The sequence below is a fragment of the Paenibacillus agaridevorans genome, assembly GCF_003112455.1.
GTDB lineage: Bacteria > Bacillota > Bacilli > Paenibacillales > Paenibacillaceae > Pristimantibacillus > Pristimantibacillus agaridevorans.
In genome coordinates, this window is sequence record NZ_BDQX01000381.1 from 29336 (window position 1) to 51001 (window position 21666).

Consider the following 21666-nt stretch of genomic DNA (forward strand, 5'->3'; position numbering starts at 1 on the left):
CGGGAGAGAGACCGTATGGTCTTTCTCTCGTCTCTTGGAGGTGAGCGTTTGCGAAGTCGGTTCAGGTTGGAGCTTCCGCTGCATATGATGCTTCTGCCCGGTGTTATTATCGTATTCATTTATCATTATTTACCTATGGGCGGCATTATTATGGCATTCGAAAATTATGTGCCCACAAAGGGAATGTTTGGTTCTCCCTGGGTAGGGTGGGACAATTTCACTTATTTCTTCAGTTTGCCGGATACGCATCAGGTTATACGCAATACGGTTGTTATCGCCGTGCTCAAAATTGTGTTCGGATTAATTGTAACGATCGGCATGACGCTGTTGTTAAACGAAATTTCGAAGGTATGGTTCAAGCGCTCGGTTCAGACGCTGGTCTATATCCCCCATTTCCTTTCATGGATTATTCTGGGGGGCATTCTAATCGATATGTTGTCTCCATCCGAAGGGATCGTTAATAAAGTTATTACGGGATTGGGTTTCGGTGAAATCTTTTTCCTCGGGGACAATGGCTGGTTTCCGTTTACATTGGTCGTCTCCGATATTTGGAAGGAATTCGGCTTCAGCACGATCGTTTATTTGGCTGCGTTAACGAGCATTAATCCGGCCTTGTATGAATCCGCTGCAATCGACGGGGCTAGTCATTGGAGGAGGATGCTGCATATTACGTTACCGGGAATGCTGCCGATTATTGTTCTAATGGTTACGCTGAGTTTGGGCTCGGTATTAAATGCCGGATTCGAGCAGGTGTACGTACTGCTTAGTCCGCAAGTGTACGAGAGCGGAGATATTATCGATACGATGGTGTACCGCATGGGACTCCAGCAAATGCAGTACAGTGCTGCTACGGCAATTGGATTGTTCAAATCGATTACTTCTTTCCTATTAATAGGTACATCCTATTGGTTGGCCTATCGATTTGCAAATTACCGGATTTTCTAGGGGGAGGTAACACCTTGGTTGAACGCGCAACATGGTCAAGAAAGCTGTTTCTTAATTTCAACTATGCTCTTCTTGCTTTTATTTCTTTCCTGTGTCTGTTTCCAATCGTGCAGATGATCGCCATCTCGTTCAGTTCGGGAACCGCAGTTGCTTCCGGGCGCGTAACGATATTTCCCGTTGAATTTACGACCGACGCCTATCGGTACGTACTGCGCAACAAAGCGTTCATGGATGCGGTATGGGTATCTGTGGAAAGGGTGCTGCTGGGTTGTTCGCTGCAAATGCTGCTGTTGGTATTAATCGCTTATCCGTTATCGAAGGAAGTATCCGCATTCCGTCATCGCACCTTGTACGTGTGGTTTTTTATGATCACGATATTATTTAGCGGAGGATTAGTTCCGACGTATTTAGTCATAAAAAATACAGGGCTGCTCGATTCGATCTGGGCACTTGTCATTCCAGGCGCCGTTCCGGTGTTCAGCGTCGTGTTGATGCTTAATTTCTTCCGGAGTCTACCGAAGGAGATGGGGGAGGCTGCCTTCATCGATGGGGCGGGGCACTGGACGACTTTGATCAAAATCTACATTCCTTTGTCCAAGCCGGGTATTGCCACGCTGTTGCTATTCTCGGTTGTCGGACATTGGAACTCCTGGTTTGACGGCATCATCTATATGAACTCGCCCAGCAATTATCCGCTGCAGAGCTACTTGCAATCGATTGTGCTGATGAAGCAAGATTCGTCCGCATTGTCCGTACTGGATCAATCCATATTGGCCAATCTGTCCGACCGTACATTGAAATCCGCGCAAATCGGCCTGGGTGCTTTTCCTATTCTGCTAGTTTATCCATTCCTGCAGAAGTACTTTATGAAGGGCATCGTGCTAGGTAGCGTGAAAGAATAAAGGAGATAGTTAATAATGACTATTATTCGGCTAGGTATTATTGGTTGTGGAAGCATGGCATCGGACAATCATTCGCAAGGCTTGTTGGAGCTAGCGCAAACCATGAAAGTAACCGCAACCTGTGATTTAATTCTGGAGCAAGCGCAGAATTTGGCTGCCAAGCTTGGCGATGTTATAGCGGTAAAAGATTTTCAAGATTTATTGCCGCATGTTGACGCGGTGCTGATTGCGCTTCCGCATGACCTGCATTATGAGGTCGGAATCGCTTGCTTGAAGGCAGGCAAGCATGTGCTTATGGAGAAGCCGATGGCGAACACGGAAGCGCAGTGCATTGAACTCATGGAGACGGCTGAGAAGGCTAACCTCACGTTAATGAGTGCTTATCCGGTACGCTTCTGGCCGATTATCCGCAAGATGAAAGAAATTGTCGATGCCAAGACTTATGGAGAAGTATTTCAGATGTCGGTGTGGACGGAGCAGTTAACGATACCGCCTGAAGGTCACTGGATACGCTCGGCTGCGCGGCTTGGCGGAGGTCAATTTTTCAGCCATGGGTGCCATTATGTCGATCTTCTGCTCTGGTTTCTGGGAGAGCCTATCAAAGGCGCGCATTTCGGCTCCAATTTAGGCGTGCCATGGATGGAGAAGGAAGGCACAAGTAATGTCGTTATCGAATTCGCTGATGGCGTGATGGGTTATCATATGGGGACTTGGGGCGCTCGCGGTACGCGCCTTGGATATAGCGTTCATATTCATCTCACAAAAGGGATGTTGGAATATCACAGAGGCGAAGGGAAGCTATATTTGCATACGCAGATGAGCGAGGAACGCGCGAACCAGGATACTTCCAGCGTTACAGAAATTTTAATGGAAGAGAAGGATTCAGGCAAACAAACGCAATTCGAGATTCAACATTTTCTCGATTGCATCCTCAATGGAGATAAGCCGTTTACGGACGCCCATTCAACGTTGCAGGGTCTTCGCGTAATTTGGAAATTGTATGAAGCGGAAGAGGACAATACGATTGCTGATTTGAGAGGTTTGGGATTAGCAATAGCGGCATCGAAATCTATCAGCTGATTAGGTTCAGGGAGGGAACCTTGTTCGGGTTGTGTGAGCTTTGATATTCCCTTAGGTAAGTTTTTCAGAGCGGTCTTCCATGTTATGGGAGACCGTTTATTTGTGTGTGTCACGCGAGGACAAAATTACAATGCTGCAGTCACTTGGAACTCAGAATTAACTTGTGGATTGTGCTCTCCATCAGATAATGTACTTTTTTTCGTATTCTGCGGAAAGGCATATAAGGTGGGGAGGTGGTAATATCGCTTTACCTTATGAATTAATTACAATAAATCATGTAGGACACTGTTATGCAGGTCTGATACATTAGTAAATCATTAATATGTTTACGCTTTCAACAATGATTCGTTTTCAAAAGTGATTAATCCAAACAAATGAGGAGCGTGGTGGGGGGAGGGAGGATATGAAGATCATCTAGGGGGAAATCGTACATATCGTTCTGCATTTATCGAAGTAATTAATTATAAGGAGGTTGAATTGAATGATGTTCAGAGGAATCCGGAACTTGCCTGGTATGATGGCGAAGTTGTTAATCGTCACATTAGTATTTTCAACAATATTGTCGATTGAAAGCCCTTGGAACGATGATGTGGCGTACGGAAGGACGGCGTTGACGGATATCGACTCCTCCTACGCCAAAAAAGAGATTGAAAGGTTGGTTGATGCTGGTGTTATTTCTGGTTTTGGGGATGGTACTTTTGCACCGGGCAAGCCTATGACGCGAGGCGAACTGGCCAAGGTCTTGACGATCTTGCTTGGACTTAAGGAGCAGCCGGAAGCAGCCAGCCGTTTTGACGATGTGGCCGAAACCAGCTGGTATCGAGGTTTTATCGGAGCGCTTGTCGATTCCGGCATTACGCGGGGAACTTCAGAATCGATGTTTTCCCCTGGCGTAAATGTAACAAGAGAAGAACTGATTATTTTCTTTATTCGCGCATTCGGTTTAGAAGAGGACGCTAAGCGGTTGCAATTTGATGTGGAATTTACTGACGCTGCCCATATTTCCGACTGGGCGAAACCCTATGTATCTTTTGCCTTTCGTATCGGATTTATTGGGGGCATCGCGAATACGGACGGATCGCTGCGTTTCGAGCCCCGTAAATTTGTAGAACGTCAGGCGGGAGCAAGACTTGCCTATGAATTTAAAGAGAATTTTAGCAAATATATGGAGCAAGCAAATAAAATTACGAAGGGGGATAAAGGACCGACGCCGGCGCCCACTCCGATAACGACAACGGAGCCATCGTCGACTCCAACAACGGAGCCGATTTCAACACCGACACCGCCGCCAAGCAACAAGATCGTCCATGATGGTCAGGCCAATGCAGTGATTATCGTGAATGCTGATGCGGAAAGCCAAATACTCAAAGCTGCTAATACGCTTGCTGATTATGTAAAAAAGTCAACTGGAGCCATACTGCCGATTATGAATGCAGGCGATTTCGCCGCAACGAATCCTGCCAATGATTTGGTTCGAATTTACATTGACCCGACCGATTCTTTCCAAGATGAGCACATCGATAGCTTGATGCAGGAATTGAGCGGGGATGGATATATTATCCATATGCACGCCAATTCAATTATTATTGCCGGTCCGTCCGTGTGGGGAACGCAAAACGGAGTCTTTGATTTCCTTGAACGATACGTGGGCGTTCGTTGGCTCATGCCCGGGGATGACGGGGAGGAAGTACCGGAAACGAGCAACCTCAGCATTCCGAGAGAGAACATCGTGGAACAGCCGGCATTTAAATTCCGCATGATAAGCCCGCTAGTCGTTAAGCCCGATGAAGGCGGGATGCTACCGCTGCAATATGAGTGGGCGCAAAGAAATCGCGTGCAAGGGGATTATAATGCTCCTCTCGATTTAATGCACAATTTGCACATTCTATTTTCTCCAGAAAAGTATGGCATCACACATCCGGAATACTATCCGAACAATACGCCTCCTGCACCGAATGTGACTACAGGTTGGCAGCCTTGCTTCACTGCGGATGGAACCGTTCAAGCTGCTTCGGAATCCATCATACAATATTTTAACGAGAATCCGAATAAAACATCGTATTCGTTAAGCGTGAATGATGTAGGGGGGTTCTGCGAAGCAAATCCGGCCCATCCCAACTTTCCGAACAAGTTCAACTCTATTGGTCTTTTGGACATGTCGGATATTTACTATGGCTGGGTAAATCAAGTCGTCGCAGAGGTATTGAGTGTTCATCCGGATAAATGGTTTGGGTTGCTGGCCTATCAAGAAGTGATGGATCCGCCTTCTTTCTCGTTGAATTCGCGTGTCATTCCCTTTATTACCAAGGATCGGATGGCATGGATCGACGACGAAACGAAAGAGCAAGGACAGAGTCAAATGGAACAATGGAATGCAGTAGCCAATGAACTGGGATGGTATGATTATACGTACGGAACCTTCTACGTGGTGCCGCGCATGTATCAGCATCAGATGGCGGAAAATTATCAATATGCCTATGAGCATCAAGTGAGTTCCATTTATATGGAGATGTACAGTAATTGGGGAGACGGACCTAAACCGTGGGTTACGTCAAAACTTCTGTGGAACCCGAATTTGAATATAGATGATCTGCTGGATGAGTGGTACTCCGGGGCTGTAGGCGAGTTAGCGGCTGCAGATCTCAAGGCGTATTATACGTTATGGGAACAAATTTGGACGGAGCGAATGAAAACTTCCGAATGGTTTGAAGTCGCCAAAGGACGAACATTTATGCCGTTTCAGGATTTATCTTATCTGAATGCAGTAACGGATGAAGATATTGCTGAAAGCAGGAGATTACTTGAGTTGGTACTGGCCAAGGCGGCAACAAACAAGCAAAAAGCACGGGCAAACCTGCTGTTGCAAGCGTTCGAGTATTATGAAGCCTCGGCACTGAGTTATGCGCGGGAGAATACATCGCCGTCAAATGTTAGTGAAGCAATCGCCATACTTGACCATGTCGGAAATACGATTGAAACGAAAATGCAATTGGCGCAAAAACGTTATGACCTATTGGAGCAATTTAAAGAAAATCCTATTCTAATTGATATTCTCCCACCTTACTATTGGTCCGGTTGGAATAAATCCGATTTCTGGAATCTTGTAGATTATATGAAAGGCGAAGCTGAAGGAGGCGGGTTGACCCAAAAGGTGAACGAACTTGCCGCAGATGTTAATCCGTCACAAGTACGGGAATTCGCCCGTTTATTGAAGGAGGCTGAAACAGGAGAATATCCTCTTATTCCGAATTATTCGTTTGAAGACGGAGCGACAACGTCTCCTCCATGGTCTTATTGGATTCAGACGACGGGGAAAATGGAGCGTGCGGAAGGGGTCGCACATACTGGCAATGCGAGTTTGAAAGTTAGCGGACTGGATGAGGGCGGCCCTGTTATGCTCCTGCCTGTGAAGCCTGGGCCTGCAGCATTCCGCGCCTATTATTTCACGCCTCCAGGAACGGAGTCGAGCGGATCCGTTCAGTTGGCTTTTATTATGCAAGATGCTCAAGGGAGAGCGCTGGGGGAGGTTCGCTCCGAACAGAAACCAATTGCCGCAACGTCAGGCAATTGGTCCAGCATTGAATTGCTTGAAGACATTCCTGCTTCCTTAAAGGGTGCGGAAGTGAAGCAGATTCTAGTTATTGTTATTGTAAATGATTTTACTGACGGTACAAATTTGTATATCGATGATGTAATGATGTATCAGAACGATGATGTTATCTCGAAGCAGAAGTTTTGGAAGCTGGCTGATTCTGTTGCCGAGGAAGGAGCAAGCGGAGGACCGGTCCGCAATCAGATAACCGAGCTGGCAGAAGGCACGGAGTCTTCGGATGTACGGGAATATGCCCGTCTGCTGCTTAGTATCGTCGATGGAGCGGCGCCAGTGATGGACAATGCATCGTTTGAAACGGGTACTGCCACGGATGTTTCACCCTGGTCACTGGGTTGGATCGAGGGGAGGGGTACCATGGAACGTCATGAGGGATTGGCCCATTCCGGAAATGCCAGCTTGTTAATCAAGGGATTGAATGGCGGTGGTCCCTTCCAGGTGATTTCGCCTGAAGCGGGAGCTTTTGCGCTGCGAGCTCGCTTCCATGCGCCGGGGGCTGCCTCAACGACAGCGGGGACGATACAACTGGCGATCAATCTGAGAGATGCCAGTGGAAATGAACTGGGTACGATTATGCGTTCGAATTTCAAACCGATATCGGTCGCAGCCAATGGATGGGTAACTGTCGATATGGCGGGAATCATTCCGGAGAAAATCAATGGTATCGAGGTTAGTACAGCTTTAGTCGTAGTCGTCGTCAGCAATCTGGAGGAGGGGACCGAGCTCTATCTCGATGATGTTGATTTGTATCAACTGCAACTGCGTTGATGGGGACAGACAAAACCTGATTGCGGATTTTAAACAGGCCCGAAAAATGAATCATAAAGAACCGACCTTTCGGAATGGAAGGTCGGTTTCTGTTAGTTGATTGTGCCGTCGTAATTTTTTTGCATATTCAATTATCAATTGAATTAAGCGGAATGTTTTCGTATGATTTTGAGATAAGGTGAAAGGAGGTTGGCAGGATGAAGTTTACGACGGTGATTGAGTTGGGAGGCAAAACGGCTACCGGATTCGAGGTGCCGGCTGAAGCGGTAGAGGCGTTCGGGCAAGGAAAGAAACCTGCCGTAAAGGTAACGATTGGCGGGCATACATACCGCAGCACGGTTGCCGTGTACGGAGGGAAGTACATGCTGCCGCTGAGCGCGGAGAACCGGAATGCAGCCGGCGTCGCGGCCGGGGACGAGGTTGATGTTGCTCTCGAGTTGGATACCGAACCGAGGGAACTGGAAGTGCCGGCCGATTTCGCAGTAGCGCTTGGCCGCGTACCGGCTGCCCGAACGTTTTTCGAAGGACTGTCGTATAGCAACAAGCGCCGAATCGTGCTGCAAATCGAAGGGGCGAAGACGGAGGAAACCCGCATCCGTCGTATCGACAAGGCGGTTTTATCGCTGAGAGAAGGCAAGTTATGATAACAATGATCGAAGAACGTGTGTTGCGATGGATCGAGCGGGCGGTTCATCCTGAAGCAAAAATAAAATCAATTGAACGTTTGATGGGCGGAGTGTCGACACCGATCCATCGTGTAATCATTGACGTGCGAGGAGAGGAGCACCGACTCGTGCTGAGGCAATACACGGATGAGGAGTGGCTGGAGAGCGAGCCGGATTTGGCGAAACACGAGGCAGAAAGCTTGCGGAAAGCATCAGGCGCGGCGGATATTGATGCGCCGAACGTCGTTGCTTACGATGAGACGGGAAGCGAATGCGGATTGCCGACATTACTGATGACCCATCTGGATGGCCGCGTCGTGCTGGAGCCTGAGGATGTGCGGGCGTGGACGGATCGCATGGCCCGTACGCTAACGCGGCTGCATGTTGGCGCGAGTACGGAGGGCTTCCCGTGGACGTATGGCGCTTACAGCGATGCGGCTAAGTTCGATGCATCGGGCTGGACGTCTGTTCCGGATCGATGGAAGAGAGCCATTGAGATTCTGCTCGGGCCGAAGCCGGCGTTTGTCCCGAGATTTATTCACCGCGATTACCATCCGACGAACCTGTTGTGGGTGGACGGGGAGGTCAGCGGCGTCGTCGATTGGGTAAACGGCTGCATCGGCCCGGCGGGCATAGATGTCGGTCATTGCCGGGTCAATCTTGCGCAGCTGCACGGCGTGGAAGCCGCCGACGCATTTCTGGAAAGTTACCGGCGCTATGCAGGCGACAACTTTGACTATAATCCGTATTGGGATCTGGCCACCCTCGTCGACTATGCCTTTGGAGAACCGGAGGTCTACCAGGGTTGGATCGATCTCGGCTTTGCCAAATTGAGGAACGAGCTGGTGATGGAGCGCCTTGACGCTTATTTAGAGAGCGTGTTGGCAAGGGAGAACGAAATCTAAGAGCGGTACGAGTCTAAAGATTGATGGAAGGAGCGGAAATCGGCCGTCATCATTTTGATTTTTCTTTGCAGTCGAATACGCCGTTTGCGGTCAGCGCCGCAATGCATCAATTGATCCATCGTTTTGTCGAGCTTTTCCCGGAGCGTCAAAATAAAGCCGATCGCGACATGCGATTGTTCTATTTGGCGCAGATCGGCTGCCAATGCCAGGCCAAGCCGTTCATGGCGTACATTCGTTCGAGGCATGGCCAGATTGACGTCAACTCGCTCCGGCGTAAAGTCCTCTCTGTAATCCTGACCCGGAATCTGCTCCCAGAAGGATTGCCACTCATCCAATAAGCCTATCTCGTATAAATAATATTTAAGAAATCCGCATAACCATGCCGTGCAGCTGGTATTTCTTTGGCCGCAGCCCAATCCGTCGGCGAGATGCGGGCAGCCTCTGCAGCAAGATCCTCCGTAGCTGATGCAAACGTTGCATATATGATGCGTTCCGAGCTCTCCGAGCGTCTTCATGCCGTCCACGATTAGCGCATTCCGGGTAAAAGAAACGGTATGTTCCCCCTCCGGAGAATCGTTCGACGCCTTCCTTGCTCCGTTTGTCTGTTCGCTCACCGGTCAAACCTCCATGAAATCAAATATTCAAAAATTCAAATATAACTATTCAAGTATAGTGCAACTTTGCGAAAATGACAAAGGTTCTGGAGCATTGGTCAACCTGAAAGCCGAATTATGGTATGATGGAGTAAGATGACCAAGAAGAAACAGGTAAGGGGCAGCTGCCGTGAATCAAGAAATTCCTCAATTCAAAGCGAATTTTTACAAAGCTCTCGCTCATCCGATGCGAATTCGGATTCTTGAGGTATTATGCGAGGGCGATCGGAACGTTAACGAGCTTCAGACCATTCTGGGCTCGGAAGGATCGGCCGTCTCGCAGCAATTGGCTGTTTTAAGAAGCAAAAATGTTGTATACGGCATCAAGGAAGGAACAACGGTTATATATTCGCTCCGCGATCCGCTGATCAAGGATATGCTCGCCATTACAAAGCAAATATTCGACAACCATCTCGTTGACGCGATTTCGCTGCTGGAGGTCATTCGGAAGGAGCCCTGATAAAAGGCAACTTCCGATTGACAATCTAATGGCGAGGCGGTAGTATTTCATATATATTCAAATATTTAAATATATGAAGAAAAGAAGGTTGTACAAATGAAAGGGTCGGGGAGATACGCGGGTTATCGCGCGGGGTCGTTTCGGAACGATTTGTTATCCGGCTTCATTGTGGGGATTATTGCCATTCCATTAGGGATGGCATTTGCTATTGCTTCCGGCGTAAAGCCGGAATACGGGATTTACACGACAATCGTCGCGGGCGTGCTCATCTCGGTGTTTGGCGGATCGCGTTACCAGATCGGAGGGCCTACCGGAGCGTTCGTTCCTGTTCTCTTGGCCGTGACGCTGCAGTACGGCTACGAAGGGCTTCTCACAGCGGGAATGATGGCGGGGGTGATTCTTGTGGCCCTGGGGCTGCTCAAGGCGGGCAGCTTCATACGATTTATGCCGCAGCCGGTTATCATCGGTTTTACTTCGGGAATCGGAGTCATCATCTTTGCCGGACAGCTTCCCGCATTTTTGGGTTTGGACCGGATCGATAAACAAGAAAGCTTTCTGCTGAACATCAAGGAAATGGCGGTTCATCTGTCTTCCGTCAATGCGTACAGCATCGCCACGGCCGCGATCGGCTTCGCGGGCATTTTGCTGTCGCGTCGGTACTTGCCCAAAGTGCCGGCTTCTTTGGTTGGTTTGCTGATCTCCGCCGCAGCGGCAGTGCTGCTGTTCGACGGGAGAGTCGAGACCATCGGCTCGTTGTACGGCGAGATACCGAATGCATTGCCCGCGCTTCGAATTCCCGAGCTTTCGCTGGAGCTGGCCGGACAGCTGTTCGTTCCCGCGTTGACGATCGCCATGCTGGGCGGCATCGAATCGCTATTGTCCGCCGTAGTGGCCGACGGGATGACGGGAAGCCGCCATAACAGCAATCGCGAGCTGGTTGGTCAAGGCATCGCGAATATAGTCGCGCCTTTATTCGGGGGGATTCCGGCAACGGGAGCTATCGCGCGAACGGCTGCGAACGTGAAGTCGAGCGCGGCGTCGCCGGTGTCCGGCATCGTGCATGCACTGGTCGTGCTGGGAGTGCTGATGGCATTTGCGGGGTACGCTTCCCGCATCCCGCTTGCAAGCATGGCGCCAATCCTGATGGTTGTCGCCTGGAACATGAGCGAACGCCGCGCGTTTATGGGGATGCTGCGCGCCAGAAACGGCGAATCACTGGTGCTGGCGACGACGTTTCTGCTGACTGTTTTTACGAACTTGACCATGGCCGTACTCATAGGAGTCGCCATGTCATTCGCTTTGTTCATCTCTCGCGTGCGGCAGCAGCGCTCGGACGCCAGCGTGGCAGAGGATGCGGAAAGTTAATGACTATTATCCAAGCGGCCATTCGATTATGAGATCAACGATAAAAGACGACCTGCATTCCTCATAGAAGGAACGCAAGGTCGTCTCTGTATGTGTATGTTATTATCCCGCAGGAGACACCCGATAAGCCGTACGCCCATCGGCGCCGGTAGCCCCGGCGTCGTCCACGGCGGTTAGCGCCCATCCGAACGAGAGCACGCCCGCGAGCGATGCGGCTTCGGCCGCCGTCAGCGACGCTGCGACCGCTTCCGACCCGGGCTCAAGGATGAGCTCCGCATCCTGTTTTAATGCGACGAAAATCCAGCTATGAATGCCGCGGATCGTGTTGTATTTGATCTGATAGCCGTTCTCCACCGCTGCCTTAAACGTATCCGGTTGCTCGGAGGCGACTGTCCTCAAGCCAGCGTAGTCGAACTGGAATTTGCTGTCGTCCTTCGGCAGGTTGCCGCTGTTTACCCGCGAGATCAACTCCTCGTTCGACCAGCCAAGCGACTTGAGCGATTCGAGCTGAAGCGCGTCCCACTGCGAAAGTTTAGTTGCGGTTGGTTGAGTCACGTTCAATCACTCCTTCATGTATGATGATCAACAAGTCCCTATACGAAGAGAAGCTCCCGACCAGGCGTTGGCCAACCGGGAGCAGTCTCTGTTGTCGTGCTAATTATTTGCTCGCTTTGTAAGCGTTCAGGAATTCCTTCGCTTTGGCTGCGTCGGCTTTAAGCTCCAGACCTGTATCCACGATCGGGCTAAGCGTTGAGATTGCCTTGAATTTGTTGCCGCCGTAGTAGGTGATAAAGTCTTCTTGGTTGATGGAGTACAATACGGCTTTGCGCAGATCCGCGCTCTCAGCGACCGCACGGTTTTTCGTGTTGAACAGCAGATACGATACCGCGTTGCTTGGCAGCGTCTGCAGTTGCAGTTTGCTATCGCCCTTCACGATGTCGAATTTCGTCTCGGACACGGCGTAGTACAGATGAATCTCGCCGCTGCGAAGCGCCGCAAGGGTGCTGTCGGCATCTTTGATGAAACGTACTTTAATGCTGTTGATTTTCGGAGCGTGATCCGTGCCAGTCATGTAAGCAGGGTTTTTGTAAAAGATCGCTTCGTAATCGTTTTTGTACGACAGGATGTAAGGACCGCTAGTGTACAGCGTATTGTTGTACGCGTTGCCTTCCGTAACCGTGTTTTGGTCGCCGTAAGGGATATCCTTGTTCGGGTCGAACTTCGCCACGTCGTATGTGTTAATTGCTTCTACTTGCTTCTTGGATACGATGCCCGCGGATTGGTGAGCCAGGTAGTTCAACACTTGCGGGAACGGCTCCGTTGTTGTCACTTTGACGACTTGGTATTTGCCTGCGCCGTTGTCGGATTGCGTTTTGTCGGAGACAAGGGAGGTAATTTTCGCATCCAGACCTTCTTCAAGAGCGGCTTTAATCGTCTGGTCGCTGCCGGATACTTTAATGCCTTCCAGAGCGGCTACGTCCGTAACGACTTCAGCGCTTTTAATATGCTCATGCAGCGTGTATGTGCGGTGATCCGGAACAGAATCCTTGTTCTTCGCACGGTCAAGCGAGAAGATGACATCGTCCGCGCCTACGCGCTCGCCGGTGTCGACAGCCAGCTTGTCCTTAACAGCGGCGAAGTTGATGTCGTCGCGAAGGATGAAGTAGTAGTCGGAGTTGCCGTCGGCGATGGCATGATTAAGCGACAGGGAGCCTACGGATGTCACTTTATCGTCGTCCGTGAGGTTAACGAGGCGAACGTATTGGTTCGTGTTGATGATGTTGATGGAACCGTCGTTGCCCTTGATCGGATCAAGCGATGTCAATGTAGGCATAGTCGATTGCAAGACCAGCGCGTCTTTATCGCGTTTCGCTGTATCGTTAAAGTCAAGCTCTTCCCAAGGAAGGGAGCGGGACTTGGACAGACGAACGGAATCCGGGTTCAGCACGTCCTTGTTCAGCGCCTGGGATTTCAGCGAGCTGTAGAGAGGAGCAATATAAGCGTTATCGAATACGAGCTTTTGCTCGAAATCTTTGTACGTCGCTACAAATTGTTCCGGCGTTTGAGCTGCCGCTTGCTCGATCAGAGCATCGATGTCGGCATCGGACATGATGCTGTAGTCGCCGCCGGTTTTGAACAGCGAGCGAACCGCGTAGTCCGGGTTGCCTGTTACCGTTGTCCAGCCGGACAACGATACGTCGTAGTTGCCTGCGTCTTGTTGAGCTTTGAAACTGCTGTAGTCGGCTTGTACGTTAAGCTTGACGTTGAAGCCGTTTTTGTTCAGCTGATCGCGGACGATGTTAAGATCCGCTTCATTGGCGCTCATGCCGAGCACCTCGATGTCTACCTTGTTGTTGTCGACGACTTCCGAGCCGGTCGTAGGCGACGGTGATTCTGCTACGTCGTTTTTGGTGGTCAGCTTGCAGCCGCTTAACACGATGGATAAGCTGAGCAGCAGCATCGCTCCGAGTTTGACTTTGTTTTTCATGGTGTTCCCCTCCTAAAGATATGTTTGTATATGTTAACTCACATTCATTCATCGTCCAGTCATGGTTTCGAAACATAGAAGTCGATGGAATATGAATGAGGTTACGACAAGGAATACGACTTTGGCGTTTTTAGTAAATGAGACAGGCCATTTGCTAGGGCGCGTCTGAATACTCCGAGGGGAGCAGATTTTGCCGAATTTTCGTTCCATGCCAGGAACTTTTGTGAAGGCGTACCGGGGTACGTCAAGCAAAAGTGACGAAGCAGGGGGCGGAAAGGGCGGTGAAAGATGCCCCTGAGCGGGTTTTCAGACACGACCTAATCCAGCTTCGGATCCAGCGCGTCGCGCAGACCGTCGCCAAGGAAGTTAAACGACAGCACGAGGGCGATAATCGCCAGGCCAGGATAGATCGCCGTATAGGAATGGGTCTCCAGGTAGGCGCTGCCCAGCTTCAGTATGTTGCCCCATTCGGGAATATGCGGCTCTACGCCGAGACCCAGGAAGCTGAGGCTGCTCGTCGAGATAACGGCCGTACCGATTGTCAACGTGGACTTTACGATCATCGGCGCCAGCGAATTCGGGACGATATGCTTGAACAGAATCGTTAGATCGCTGGAGCCGAAGGCTCTTGCAGCTTGTACATATTCCAGCGTAGATACCAGCATGACGTTTGCCCTCATCGTCCTGGCATAGGTCGGAATTGCGCCGATGCTAAGCGCCAGAATGAGGTTGGTCGTGCTGGCGCCGAAAGCCGCGATGATGGCAATTGCCAGCAGGATGCCGGGAATCGCATACAGGATATCCAGAGCCCGCATAATTATGTTGTCCGTTTGACGGCCGTAGTAGCCGGAGATTGCGCCAAGCGCTCCGCCGATAATGACGGGGATGAGCGTGGACAGCAAGCCTACGACAAGCGAGATCCGGGCGCCGAATACGATGCGCGAGAATAGATCGCGTCCGAAGTTATCCGTTCCCAGCGGGTATTCCAAGCTCGGAGGCTGGAAGATTGCTGCATAATTATTATCGATAGCCATGCCGTAATCGAAGGTCAGGTAGCTGCTGATGGACAAAGCGAGCAGGAACAAAATAAAGAGCAGGCCCAACATCGAAGTCGAGCTTCGGGACAAACGGTCGATAATATCGCCAACCTTGGAGCCGGACGTATAACCCTTGTCGCGAAGCTTCGAGATCAGGAGAAGGCCAAGGAACAAGGCGAACAGGTTGCCCGTAGCGGCTGTGGCGATCAGGATCAAAGCTACGCTCCACATCCAGCGAGGAAGCTTGGTCCCGTTCGCGGATTTGGCGATGAGAAGCAGCGCAACGAGCTGCACGACGGCCGATACCAGCAACAGGAACATGCCGGGCAGGAAGCCATTCGACACATAGGGCTTGAACAGGTTTAGCGACGATACGGCGAATACGAGCAAGGTCGTTAGCAGCGTATATACCGCTAGCGTGTAAGCCGCCGTCTTGCGTTTCTTGACAAGCTGGAACGCTGCGGTGGCTGCGAATACGTTAGCAGTGAACAAGCTAAGCATTAGCAAGTAGCCCATTATTCGGGTACCGGCAGTGATCTCGCCTATGGCAATCAGATTGCGGCGAATGAGCAGCCAAACGACAAATTGCAAGGCCGCGAAGACGAGATAGGCGACACCAACGGCCAGAACGGCAGGACGGAAAGCACCTTCATCAGGCACATAGCTGTTCAGTAGAAGAACAAGTCCCAGCGCGAGCGTAATGATGCCCGCAAAGCTGGCTTGTCCATACTCGGGCGCCGACTTCAGCCGGAAGTTGAGCTCTTGTTTAGTCAAAGTAATATTCATCCTATAAGCACCCTTTAATATTGTTTCATCTTGGAGCGGATTCGCGGATCGAAGAACGCGTACATCAGGTCAACGATGACGTTGACGATCGAGATCGTAATAGCTGTGTAGACGACGCCGCCCATGATGGCCGGAATATCCGGAATGAACTGCTTGTCGACGATGTAGCTGCCGATTCCGTTAATATTGAATACCTTCTCCGTAACGGCCGCTCCGCCAAGCATACCGCCGAATTGAAGGCCGATGACAGTGATGATGGGAATCAGCGCATTGCCGACGGCATGCTTCCATAATACGTTGCGGCGAGCAAGACCCTTGGCCCGAGCCGTAATAATATAGTCCTCGTGAATGACTTCCAGCGTGGAGGAACGTGTCATTCGCGCAACCGCTGCAGTCAATCCGGTACCAAGCACGACGATTGGCATGATCGCAGAAAGCCAGTTGTTCGGATTATAGGTTGCCGGCAGCCAGGACCAATTGATGGAGAAGTTCAAGATGAAAATCAGTCCTTGCCAGAAATTCGGGATGGACAGCCCGAGCAACGCAATGAACATAAACGTATAGTCAAAAAAAGAATTCGGCCTTGTCGCCGATATAATGCCGATAGGCAAAGCGATAATAACGGCGATCACTGTGGAGATCAGCGTTAACGTCAACGTGACCGGGAACTTGTTCGCGATGGATACCGTTACATCTTCGTTGCCGGCGAATGAACGACCGAGATCGAAGGTAAAGATATCTCTAATCGTGTTCCATAATTGGACAAGATAAGGCTGGTCCAACCCGTATAGACGATTAAAAGCGGTAATCTGTTCATCAGTGGCCGTTTCGCCCAGGATATTGGCGGCGGGACTCATGGGCGAGATGTACAGGATGGTGAAGACAAGGAAAGCGACGCCCAGAATGACGAACAATGCCATGAACAGCCGTTCGGCGATGTATTTCGCATAAGGGTTGGCATAAACGGCCATCAGGACATACATGGGAAGACCCAGCACGAACGAAAGGGCGGCGAAGAGAGGATAACCCATAAGCTCGCGATAGGTTTCCGAGAAAGTTAATTGCCCCTGCGAATGCCCGGCGGCGGAGGTTTCATGGATCCGCTCTTCGACAAGAACGTTAAGTTTGGCTTCCGCCAATCGTTCCGCTTCGGCTTTAAGCCGTTCCTTCGTAACGGACTGCCCGAAGAAACGGTGCTTGCGCGATAGCCGGTCAATCGCCTCCGCCAGCAATTGCTCTTTCATTCCGGCAGCCGCCAGCTCTGAGCGAATTTCTTGCTTTCGTCTGGTCGACCCGTCTCTTGTTTTACGGTATTGGTAAACTCCGAACAGGATCAACGTGATCGGCGCTCCGAGCAACAGCAACAAGGGGCGATAGGCAGGGTTAACGAACAGTTTATTATAAATGGAGGCAATACGATCAATGAAGCCGTATCCCGTTGCAGCAGCATCGCCAGTCAAACTATTCCGCTCCTTTAAGAGGTTGTTCAAAAAGTCCGCTTTTGATCACGAAGTATCCCAGGAAGCCTACTCGACATCGAATTTTGAATTCAGGCGAAAGTTCCGTTGCTCACGTAGCTTCCACTACGCTCCGCTACTCACTTTCTACCTTCTTTCAATCTTCTCGGTGCTGAAAACCGAACTTTTTGAACTTTCACTTTTATCTATTTTAATTTGCATAATTCCGATCGATATAGTAGATTTTATTTTAAGGGTTACGAAAAGTCAATAAAATTTCAATTAGATACTAATGGAATGAAATAATAGCTTGAAATAAAATTTTCATATATTATTTATTATAGCTATTTGCAACAAAACAGAAAAGATGCGCGACACGCAAAAAAAATAAAAAAAAAGGTGACATCATGGATGAGTTGCTGCAAGTCAAAGATTTATCGGTTTCTTTCTATGTAAGAGATAAAGAAGTGGAGGCGGTTCGCGGCGTCAGCTTCGATCTGCGCAAGGGCGAAACGCTGGGAATCGTCGGAGAATCCGGCAGCGGCAAGAGCGTCACGGCGCGCACGATTATGCGTTTGCTGCCGTCGCCTCCTTCTATCGTTAAGGGCGGAGAGGTCCTGTTCCAGGGGATGAATCTGGCGGACAAAAGCGATTCGGAGATGGAAGCGATCCGAGGCAAGGAGATCGGCATGATTTTCCAGGATCCGATGTCGTCCCTCAATCCGACGATGCGAATCGGCAAGCAGATCGAGGAGAGTCTCATCAAGCACCGCAGAATGAACAAGTCGGCAGCACGGAATGAAGCGATCGAGATGCTTCGGAAGGTAGGGATACCTAACGCCGAGACTCGTTATTCGCAATATCCGCACGAATTCTCCGGCGGGATGCGTCAGCGTGTCATGATCGCCATCGCGCTGGCCTGCCGGCCTTCGCTGCTTATCGCGGACGAGCCTACGACGGCACTCGACGTAACGATTCAGGCACAGATTCTGAATCAGATGAAGCAACTGCAGCAGGAGCTTGGCACGTCCATTATATTAATTACGCATGATCTGGGCGTTGTCGCCGGCATGTGCGACCGCGTCGTTGTTATGAAGGACGGCGAGATTGTGGAGACGGCAACGACAGAGGAGCTCTTTGCGAATCCGAAGCATCCCTATACGATTCGATTGCTCAATGCTCTGCCGCGTCTCGACGAAAAGAAGAAGCCGAAGCTCGCTCCTCTTGTGAAGCGCGAGAAAGACGATGTGCCGCTCCTGCAGGTGAAGTCGCTGCGTCAGCACTTCGATCTCGGCAAGGGACAGGTTCTTAAGGCCGTCAACAACATCAGCTTCGATGTTCACGCGGGGGAGACGCTTGGCGTCGTAGGGGAATCGGGCAGCGGCAAATCGACGACGGGCCGTACGATTTTGCGGCTCAACGAAGCGACGGGCGGCGAGGTGCTGTATCGCGGCATTCCGCTCCAACAGTTAAATCGCGGAGAGATGAAGAGGATGCGCCGCCATATGGGAATGATCTTCCAGGATCCTTATGCTTCGCTGAACCCAAGACTCCGCGTCGCCGATATTATCGGCGAGGCGCTTGATGTGCACGGCATGCATGAAGGGAAGGCTGCCCGCCAAAAGCGGATCGAGGAACTGCTCGACATGGTAGGATTAAACGCCTCGCATGCCATGCGTTACCCGCACGAGTTCTCGGGCGGCCAGCGGCAGCGGATCGGCATCGCCCGTACCCTTGCCGTCGAGCCGGATTTCATCGTTTGCGACGAGCCGTTATCCGCGCTGGATGTATCCATCCAGGCCCAGGTCGTGAAGCTGCTCGAAGAGCTTCAGCAGCGGCTGGGTCTGACCTATCTGTTTATCGCCCATGACTTGTCCATGGTGAAGCATATCAGCGACCGTGTAGCCGTCATGTACAAGGGCAAGATCGTGGAGCTGGCGGAGAGCGAGGAGCTGTATACCAATCCGCTTCACGATTATACGAAGACGCTGCTGGCCGCCATTCCGGTGCCGGATCCCAAGGTGGAGTCGCAGAAAAAGCTTGTCATCAATCAAGAAGCATCGAAGGCGGACCCGTATGGACTTGACGCGTCGCAGTTCGTGGAAGTGTCGAAAGGGCATTGGGTAGCGATAGCAGGGGCGTGAATCGGCAGTTGGAACGGCAGCAATAAGGGAAAGTTTAAGAAACAACGGTTTTGTGTTAGACTTAAATGGGAAATCCAGGAATAACAGTCTAACGAGTAGGATGTGCTGTATGGGGAAATGGTTAAAGGCGGAGTGGCTGTACGTTGCCGCCGCAGGAATTGTTGCAATCGTGCTGTTGTTTGCGGGCCCATTTATCGGGGTGGCGGACAACGGCGATTTTTTGCGAATTATGGGAACGGCGGGGTTAAATTATTACGATGCGGGAGAGTCTTACGAGGATCGTTTTTTTGGTTATGCCCATGCCTTATTCGCTTATGACGGGTTTCTTCGGGGATTCTATCCTTCTACGCAAATTCTATTGGTTGTCCTTGCGAGATTGATAGGGGGAATTGCGAACGGCGAAGCCTTCGATATTCGCATTTTGGGAGGCATCTACACCGCGCTGTTACTGGCTGCAGGGTATGTTGCGATAACTGCTGTACGTACGGAGTTTCGGATTGTTTCGGCGCTGCTTGCTCTGCTGATGGTATTTGTTTTTGCCGACGTCGGCTACTTGGCTTATTTCAATTCATTATTCGGGGAACCTGTTTCATTCGTTTTCTTGCTGCTCTCGATCGGATTCGGGCTGAAGCTGGCAAGATCGGAACAACCGACAGTCCCGCTGCTGCTGCTCTTCTACGCGTCGGTGCTGTTTTTGACTTGCTCAAAGACGCAGAATGCGCCGATCGGAATCGGATTTGCCCTGCTGGGGCTTAGATATATCGGCCTTGGCGACAAAGGGAGACGTATACGGACGTGGATAGTTGGGTTGTCCGCGTTTACCGTGTTGGCGTCCGTGACGATGTATGTCGCGGCTCCCAAAGATTTTAAGGAAATTAATATTTATCAGACCGTGTTTTTCGGCATATTGAATAACTCGCCCGACGTCGAAGGCGATCTGGACAAGCTGGGACTGCCGCAGCGATTGTCCGTACTGGCGGGCACGAATTATTTTCAGGCAGGGACGGCGATTCCGCAGAACGATCCTTCCTTGAAAGAGGACTTCTACGACCGGATTTCGCATTTCGATGTGCTGGGCTTCTATTTGAGCCATCCGGGCCGATTGGTAGAGAAGATGGCGTATGCGGCAGAGAACGGCATGAGCATCCGACCTTATTATCTTGGCAACTACGAGAAGTCGGAAGGGAAGGAGCGAGGGGCGCTTTCGTTTCGCTTTAGCGGGTGGAGCGAATTCAAGCATCGATACGTTCCGAACGAGTTATGGTTTGTCGTTGCCTTTTTTGCGGCATATATGGCTGTTGCCTGCCTGGAATGGTTCAAGGCGCGGGCGCTTGGATCGCGAATCAAGGCAGAGTTGTTCCTGCTGCTGGCGCTTACCGGCATCTTTGCTTTCCTTATCCCGATATTGGGCGATGGGCAGGCCGACATGGGCAAACATCTCTTTTTGTTTAACGTCTGCTTCGATGCCATGGTTGTGTCGTCCGTTGTCTGGGCGATATATCGGATTTGCAAGCAAGTACGAGAATTGGGGCATACAGGCCAATAAGCAAACCCTAAACAAGACCCTTGCCAGAAACAGACCGGACGAGTTCGGTCGTTTCTGGCAGGGTCTTGTTTGCGTACCTCCGGCAGAAGAGCTTGTCCCAATTACGAAGCCATGGCTTCCGTTGCAGCAACCCGTTTTCGGTACACGGACTTGGATAGCCAAACGCTGATCTCGAATAGCAGAATGAGCGGGATAAGGAGGAGAAAGTCGGATACGATGTCGGGCGGCGTCATCAGATTGGAGACGACGACAAGAACGAGATAGGCGTACCGTCTGGAACGGCGCAGCCGTTCGGGCGTCAAAAGGCCGATACGGGTGAGGAACATGACGACAATCGGGAGCTCGAAGGCCGCGGCAACGGGCAGCACGATGTTCATCATGAAACCAAAGTATTGAGCGACCCCATACGTCTCCGTTAGCTGAAGCTTCTCCGAGACGCTTGTGACGAACGAGAAGCTCATGGGCAAAACGACGAAATAACCGAAAGCAAGGCCGACCAGCAGGCAAAATACGCTGTAAGGGATATAACGAAGCGCCGCCGACCGTTCATGCGGATACATTCCCTTTTTCACGAAGTTCCAAATCAGTAATAGCGCCAAGGGCAGCGTCAACACAAGCGCGACGGACATCGCGATAACCATATAGATGCGAACGCCGTCAAAGGGGGAAAATGTGTTCCAGTCCATCGATGACGCCGGAGGCGCATTTTTGATAGCGTCGAAAATGTATGGCGCGACGACGAGTCCGGCGACGGTGCATAATACGAATACAATGGCGATTGCGATAATTTGTTTGCGCAGCTGAGCCAAGTGCTCCAGGAAAGTCATGATTGTCGGCGATAACATTACACAGCCT

General features: G+C 50.8%; 15 protein-coding genes and 1 pseudogene. 10 read left to right on the top strand and 6 right to left on the bottom strand.

Annotation, left to right across the window (positions count from 1 at the left end; translation table 11 throughout):
* Nucleotides 1-15: 15 nt before the first annotated feature.
* From PAT3040_RS28970 to PAT3040_RS28995, 6 genes are all read left to right on the top strand, one after another.
* Nucleotides 16-945 carry an ABC transporter permease gene (locus PAT3040_RS28970; RefSeq protein ID WP_108995414.1) on the top strand — a complete coding sequence of 310 codons (930 nt, stop codon included), beginning with the start codon at nucleotides 16-18 and terminating at the stop codon, nucleotides 943-945.
* Between the two features lie 14 nt (nucleotides 946-959).
* Entirely contained in the window at nucleotides 960-1847 is an 888-nt protein-coding gene (locus tag PAT3040_RS28975) for a carbohydrate ABC transporter permease (protein ID WP_108995415.1), read from the top strand.
* Nucleotides 1848-1862: 15 nt separating this feature from the next.
* Nucleotides 1863-2927, top strand: a complete 1065-nt coding sequence (locus PAT3040_RS28980) for a Gfo/Idh/MocA family protein (protein WP_108995416.1) — start codon at nucleotides 1863-1865, stop codon at nucleotides 2925-2927.
* Nucleotides 2928-3408: 481 nt separating this feature from the next.
* On the top strand, nucleotides 3409-7305 hold the full coding sequence (locus tag PAT3040_RS28985; RefSeq protein WP_108995417.1) for a DUF4838 domain-containing protein: 3897 nt from the start codon (nucleotides 3409-3411) through the stop codon (nucleotides 7303-7305).
* Between the two features lie 197 nt (nucleotides 7306-7502).
* Nucleotides 7503-7949 carry a YdeI/OmpD-associated family protein gene (locus PAT3040_RS28990; protein WP_108995418.1) on the top strand — a complete coding sequence of 149 codons (447 nt, stop codon included), beginning with the start codon at nucleotides 7503-7505 and terminating at the stop codon, nucleotides 7947-7949.
* Nucleotides 7946-8875 carry a phosphotransferase family protein gene (locus tag PAT3040_RS28995; RefSeq protein ID WP_108995419.1) on the top strand — a complete coding sequence of 310 codons (930 nt, stop codon included), beginning with the start codon at nucleotides 7946-7948 and terminating at the stop codon, nucleotides 8873-8875. Before PAT3040_RS28990 ends, PAT3040_RS28995 begins: the two co-directional genes overlap by 4 nt.
* Here the strand turns inward: PAT3040_RS28995 and PAT3040_RS29000 are convergent.
* Nucleotides 8872-9489, bottom strand: coding sequence for a DNA mismatch repair protein (locus PAT3040_RS29000; protein WP_108995420.1), 618 nt, complete (start codon nucleotides 9487-9489; stop codon nucleotides 8872-8874). The genes PAT3040_RS28995 and PAT3040_RS29000 overlap by 4 nt on opposite strands.
* Before the next feature lie 169 nt (nucleotides 9490-9658).
* On the opposite strand from PAT3040_RS29000, the gene PAT3040_RS29005 reads away from it, so the two are divergent.
* Entirely contained in the window at nucleotides 9659-9988 is a 330-nt protein-coding gene (locus PAT3040_RS29005) for an ArsR/SmtB family transcription factor (RefSeq protein ID WP_087571893.1), read from the top strand.
* 96 nt (nucleotides 9989-10084) lie between these two features.
* Nucleotides 10085-11341 (top strand): annotated as a pseudogene (locus tag PAT3040_RS29010) (SulP family inorganic anion transporter); the annotation flags it as partial.
* Between the two features lie 114 nt (nucleotides 11342-11455).
* On the opposite strand, the gene PAT3040_RS29015 reads toward PAT3040_RS29010, so the two are convergent.
* From PAT3040_RS29015 to PAT3040_RS29030, 4 genes are all read right to left on the bottom strand, one after another.
* Nucleotides 11456-11908, bottom strand: coding sequence for a hypothetical protein (locus PAT3040_RS29015; protein WP_108995422.1), 453 nt, complete (start codon nucleotides 11906-11908; stop codon nucleotides 11456-11458).
* A gap of 103 nt (nucleotides 11909-12011) precedes the next feature.
* Nucleotides 12012-13841 carry an ABC transporter substrate-binding protein gene (locus PAT3040_RS29020; protein WP_108995423.1) on the bottom strand — a complete coding sequence of 610 codons (1830 nt, stop codon included), beginning with the start codon at nucleotides 13839-13841 and terminating at the stop codon, nucleotides 12012-12014.
* 317 nt (nucleotides 13842-14158) lie between these two features.
* Complete coding sequence (locus PAT3040_RS29025) at nucleotides 14159-15664, bottom strand: ABC transporter permease (RefSeq protein WP_108995424.1); 1506 nt, start codon at nucleotides 15662-15664, stop codon at nucleotides 14159-14161.
* 14 nt (nucleotides 15665-15678) lie between these two features.
* A complete protein-coding gene (locus PAT3040_RS29030; RefSeq protein WP_108995425.1) occupies nucleotides 15679-17124 on the bottom strand; it encodes an ABC transporter permease in 1446 nt (481 codons plus the stop codon).
* Between the two features lie 404 nt (nucleotides 17125-17528).
* On the opposite strand from PAT3040_RS29030, the gene PAT3040_RS39595 reads away from it, so the two are divergent.
* Nucleotides 17529-19265: an ABC transporter ATP-binding protein gene (locus PAT3040_RS39595; protein WP_305778792.1), complete on the top strand. Its 1737-nt coding sequence runs from the start codon at nucleotides 17529-17531 to the stop codon at nucleotides 19263-19265.
* 109 nt (nucleotides 19266-19374) lie between these two features.
* Nucleotides 19375-20811 carry a glycan biosynthesis hexose transferase WsfD gene (gene wsfD, locus PAT3040_RS29040; RefSeq protein WP_108995427.1) on the top strand — a complete coding sequence of 479 codons (1437 nt, stop codon included), beginning with the start codon at nucleotides 19375-19377 and terminating at the stop codon, nucleotides 20809-20811.
* Between the two features lie 101 nt (nucleotides 20812-20912).
* Here the strand turns inward: wsfD and tatC are convergent, their stop codons facing one another.
* On the bottom strand, nucleotides 20913-21656 hold the full coding sequence (tatC, locus tag PAT3040_RS29045; protein ID WP_108995428.1) for a twin-arginine translocase subunit TatC: 744 nt from the start codon (nucleotides 21654-21656) through the stop codon (nucleotides 20913-20915).
* Between the last annotated feature and the right edge of the window lie 10 nt (nucleotides 21657-21666).

Excerpts from the sequence above, each read along its gene's own strand:
- PAT3040_RS28970 (WP_108995414.1), top strand. The coding sequence starts at position 16 with ATGGTCTTTCTCTCGTCTCTTGGAGGTGAGCGTTTGCGAAGTCGGTTC.
- PAT3040_RS28980 (WP_108995416.1), top strand. The coding sequence starts at position 1,863 with ATGACTATTATTCGGCTAGGTATTATTGGTTGTGGAAGCATGGCATCG.
- PAT3040_RS28985 (WP_108995417.1), top strand. The coding sequence starts at position 3,409 with ATGATGTTCAGAGGAATCCGGAACTTGCCTGGTATGATGGCGAAGTTG.
- PAT3040_RS28990 (WP_108995418.1), top strand. The coding sequence starts at position 7,503 with ATGAAGTTTACGACGGTGATTGAGTTGGGAGGCAAAACGGCTACCGGA.
- PAT3040_RS28995 (WP_108995419.1), top strand. The coding sequence starts at position 7,946 with ATGATAACAATGATCGAAGAACGTGTGTTGCGATGGATCGAGCGGGCG.
- PAT3040_RS29020 (WP_108995423.1), bottom strand. The coding sequence starts at position 13,841 with ATGAAAAACAAAGTCAAACTCGGAGCGATGCTGCTGCTCAGCTTATCC.
- PAT3040_RS29025 (WP_108995424.1), bottom strand. The coding sequence starts at position 15,664 with ATGAATATTACTTTGACTAAACAAGAGCTCAACTTCCGGCTGAAGTCG.
- PAT3040_RS39595 (WP_305778792.1), top strand. The coding sequence starts at position 17,529 with ATGGATGAGTTGCTGCAAGTCAAAGATTTATCGGTTTCTTTCTATGTA.
- wsfD (WP_108995427.1), top strand. The coding sequence starts at position 19,375 with ATGGGGAAATGGTTAAAGGCGGAGTGGCTGTACGTTGCCGCCGCAGGA.
- tatC (WP_108995428.1), bottom strand. The coding sequence starts at position 21,656 with ATGTTATCGCCGACAATCATGACTTTCCTGGAGCACTTGGCTCAGCTG.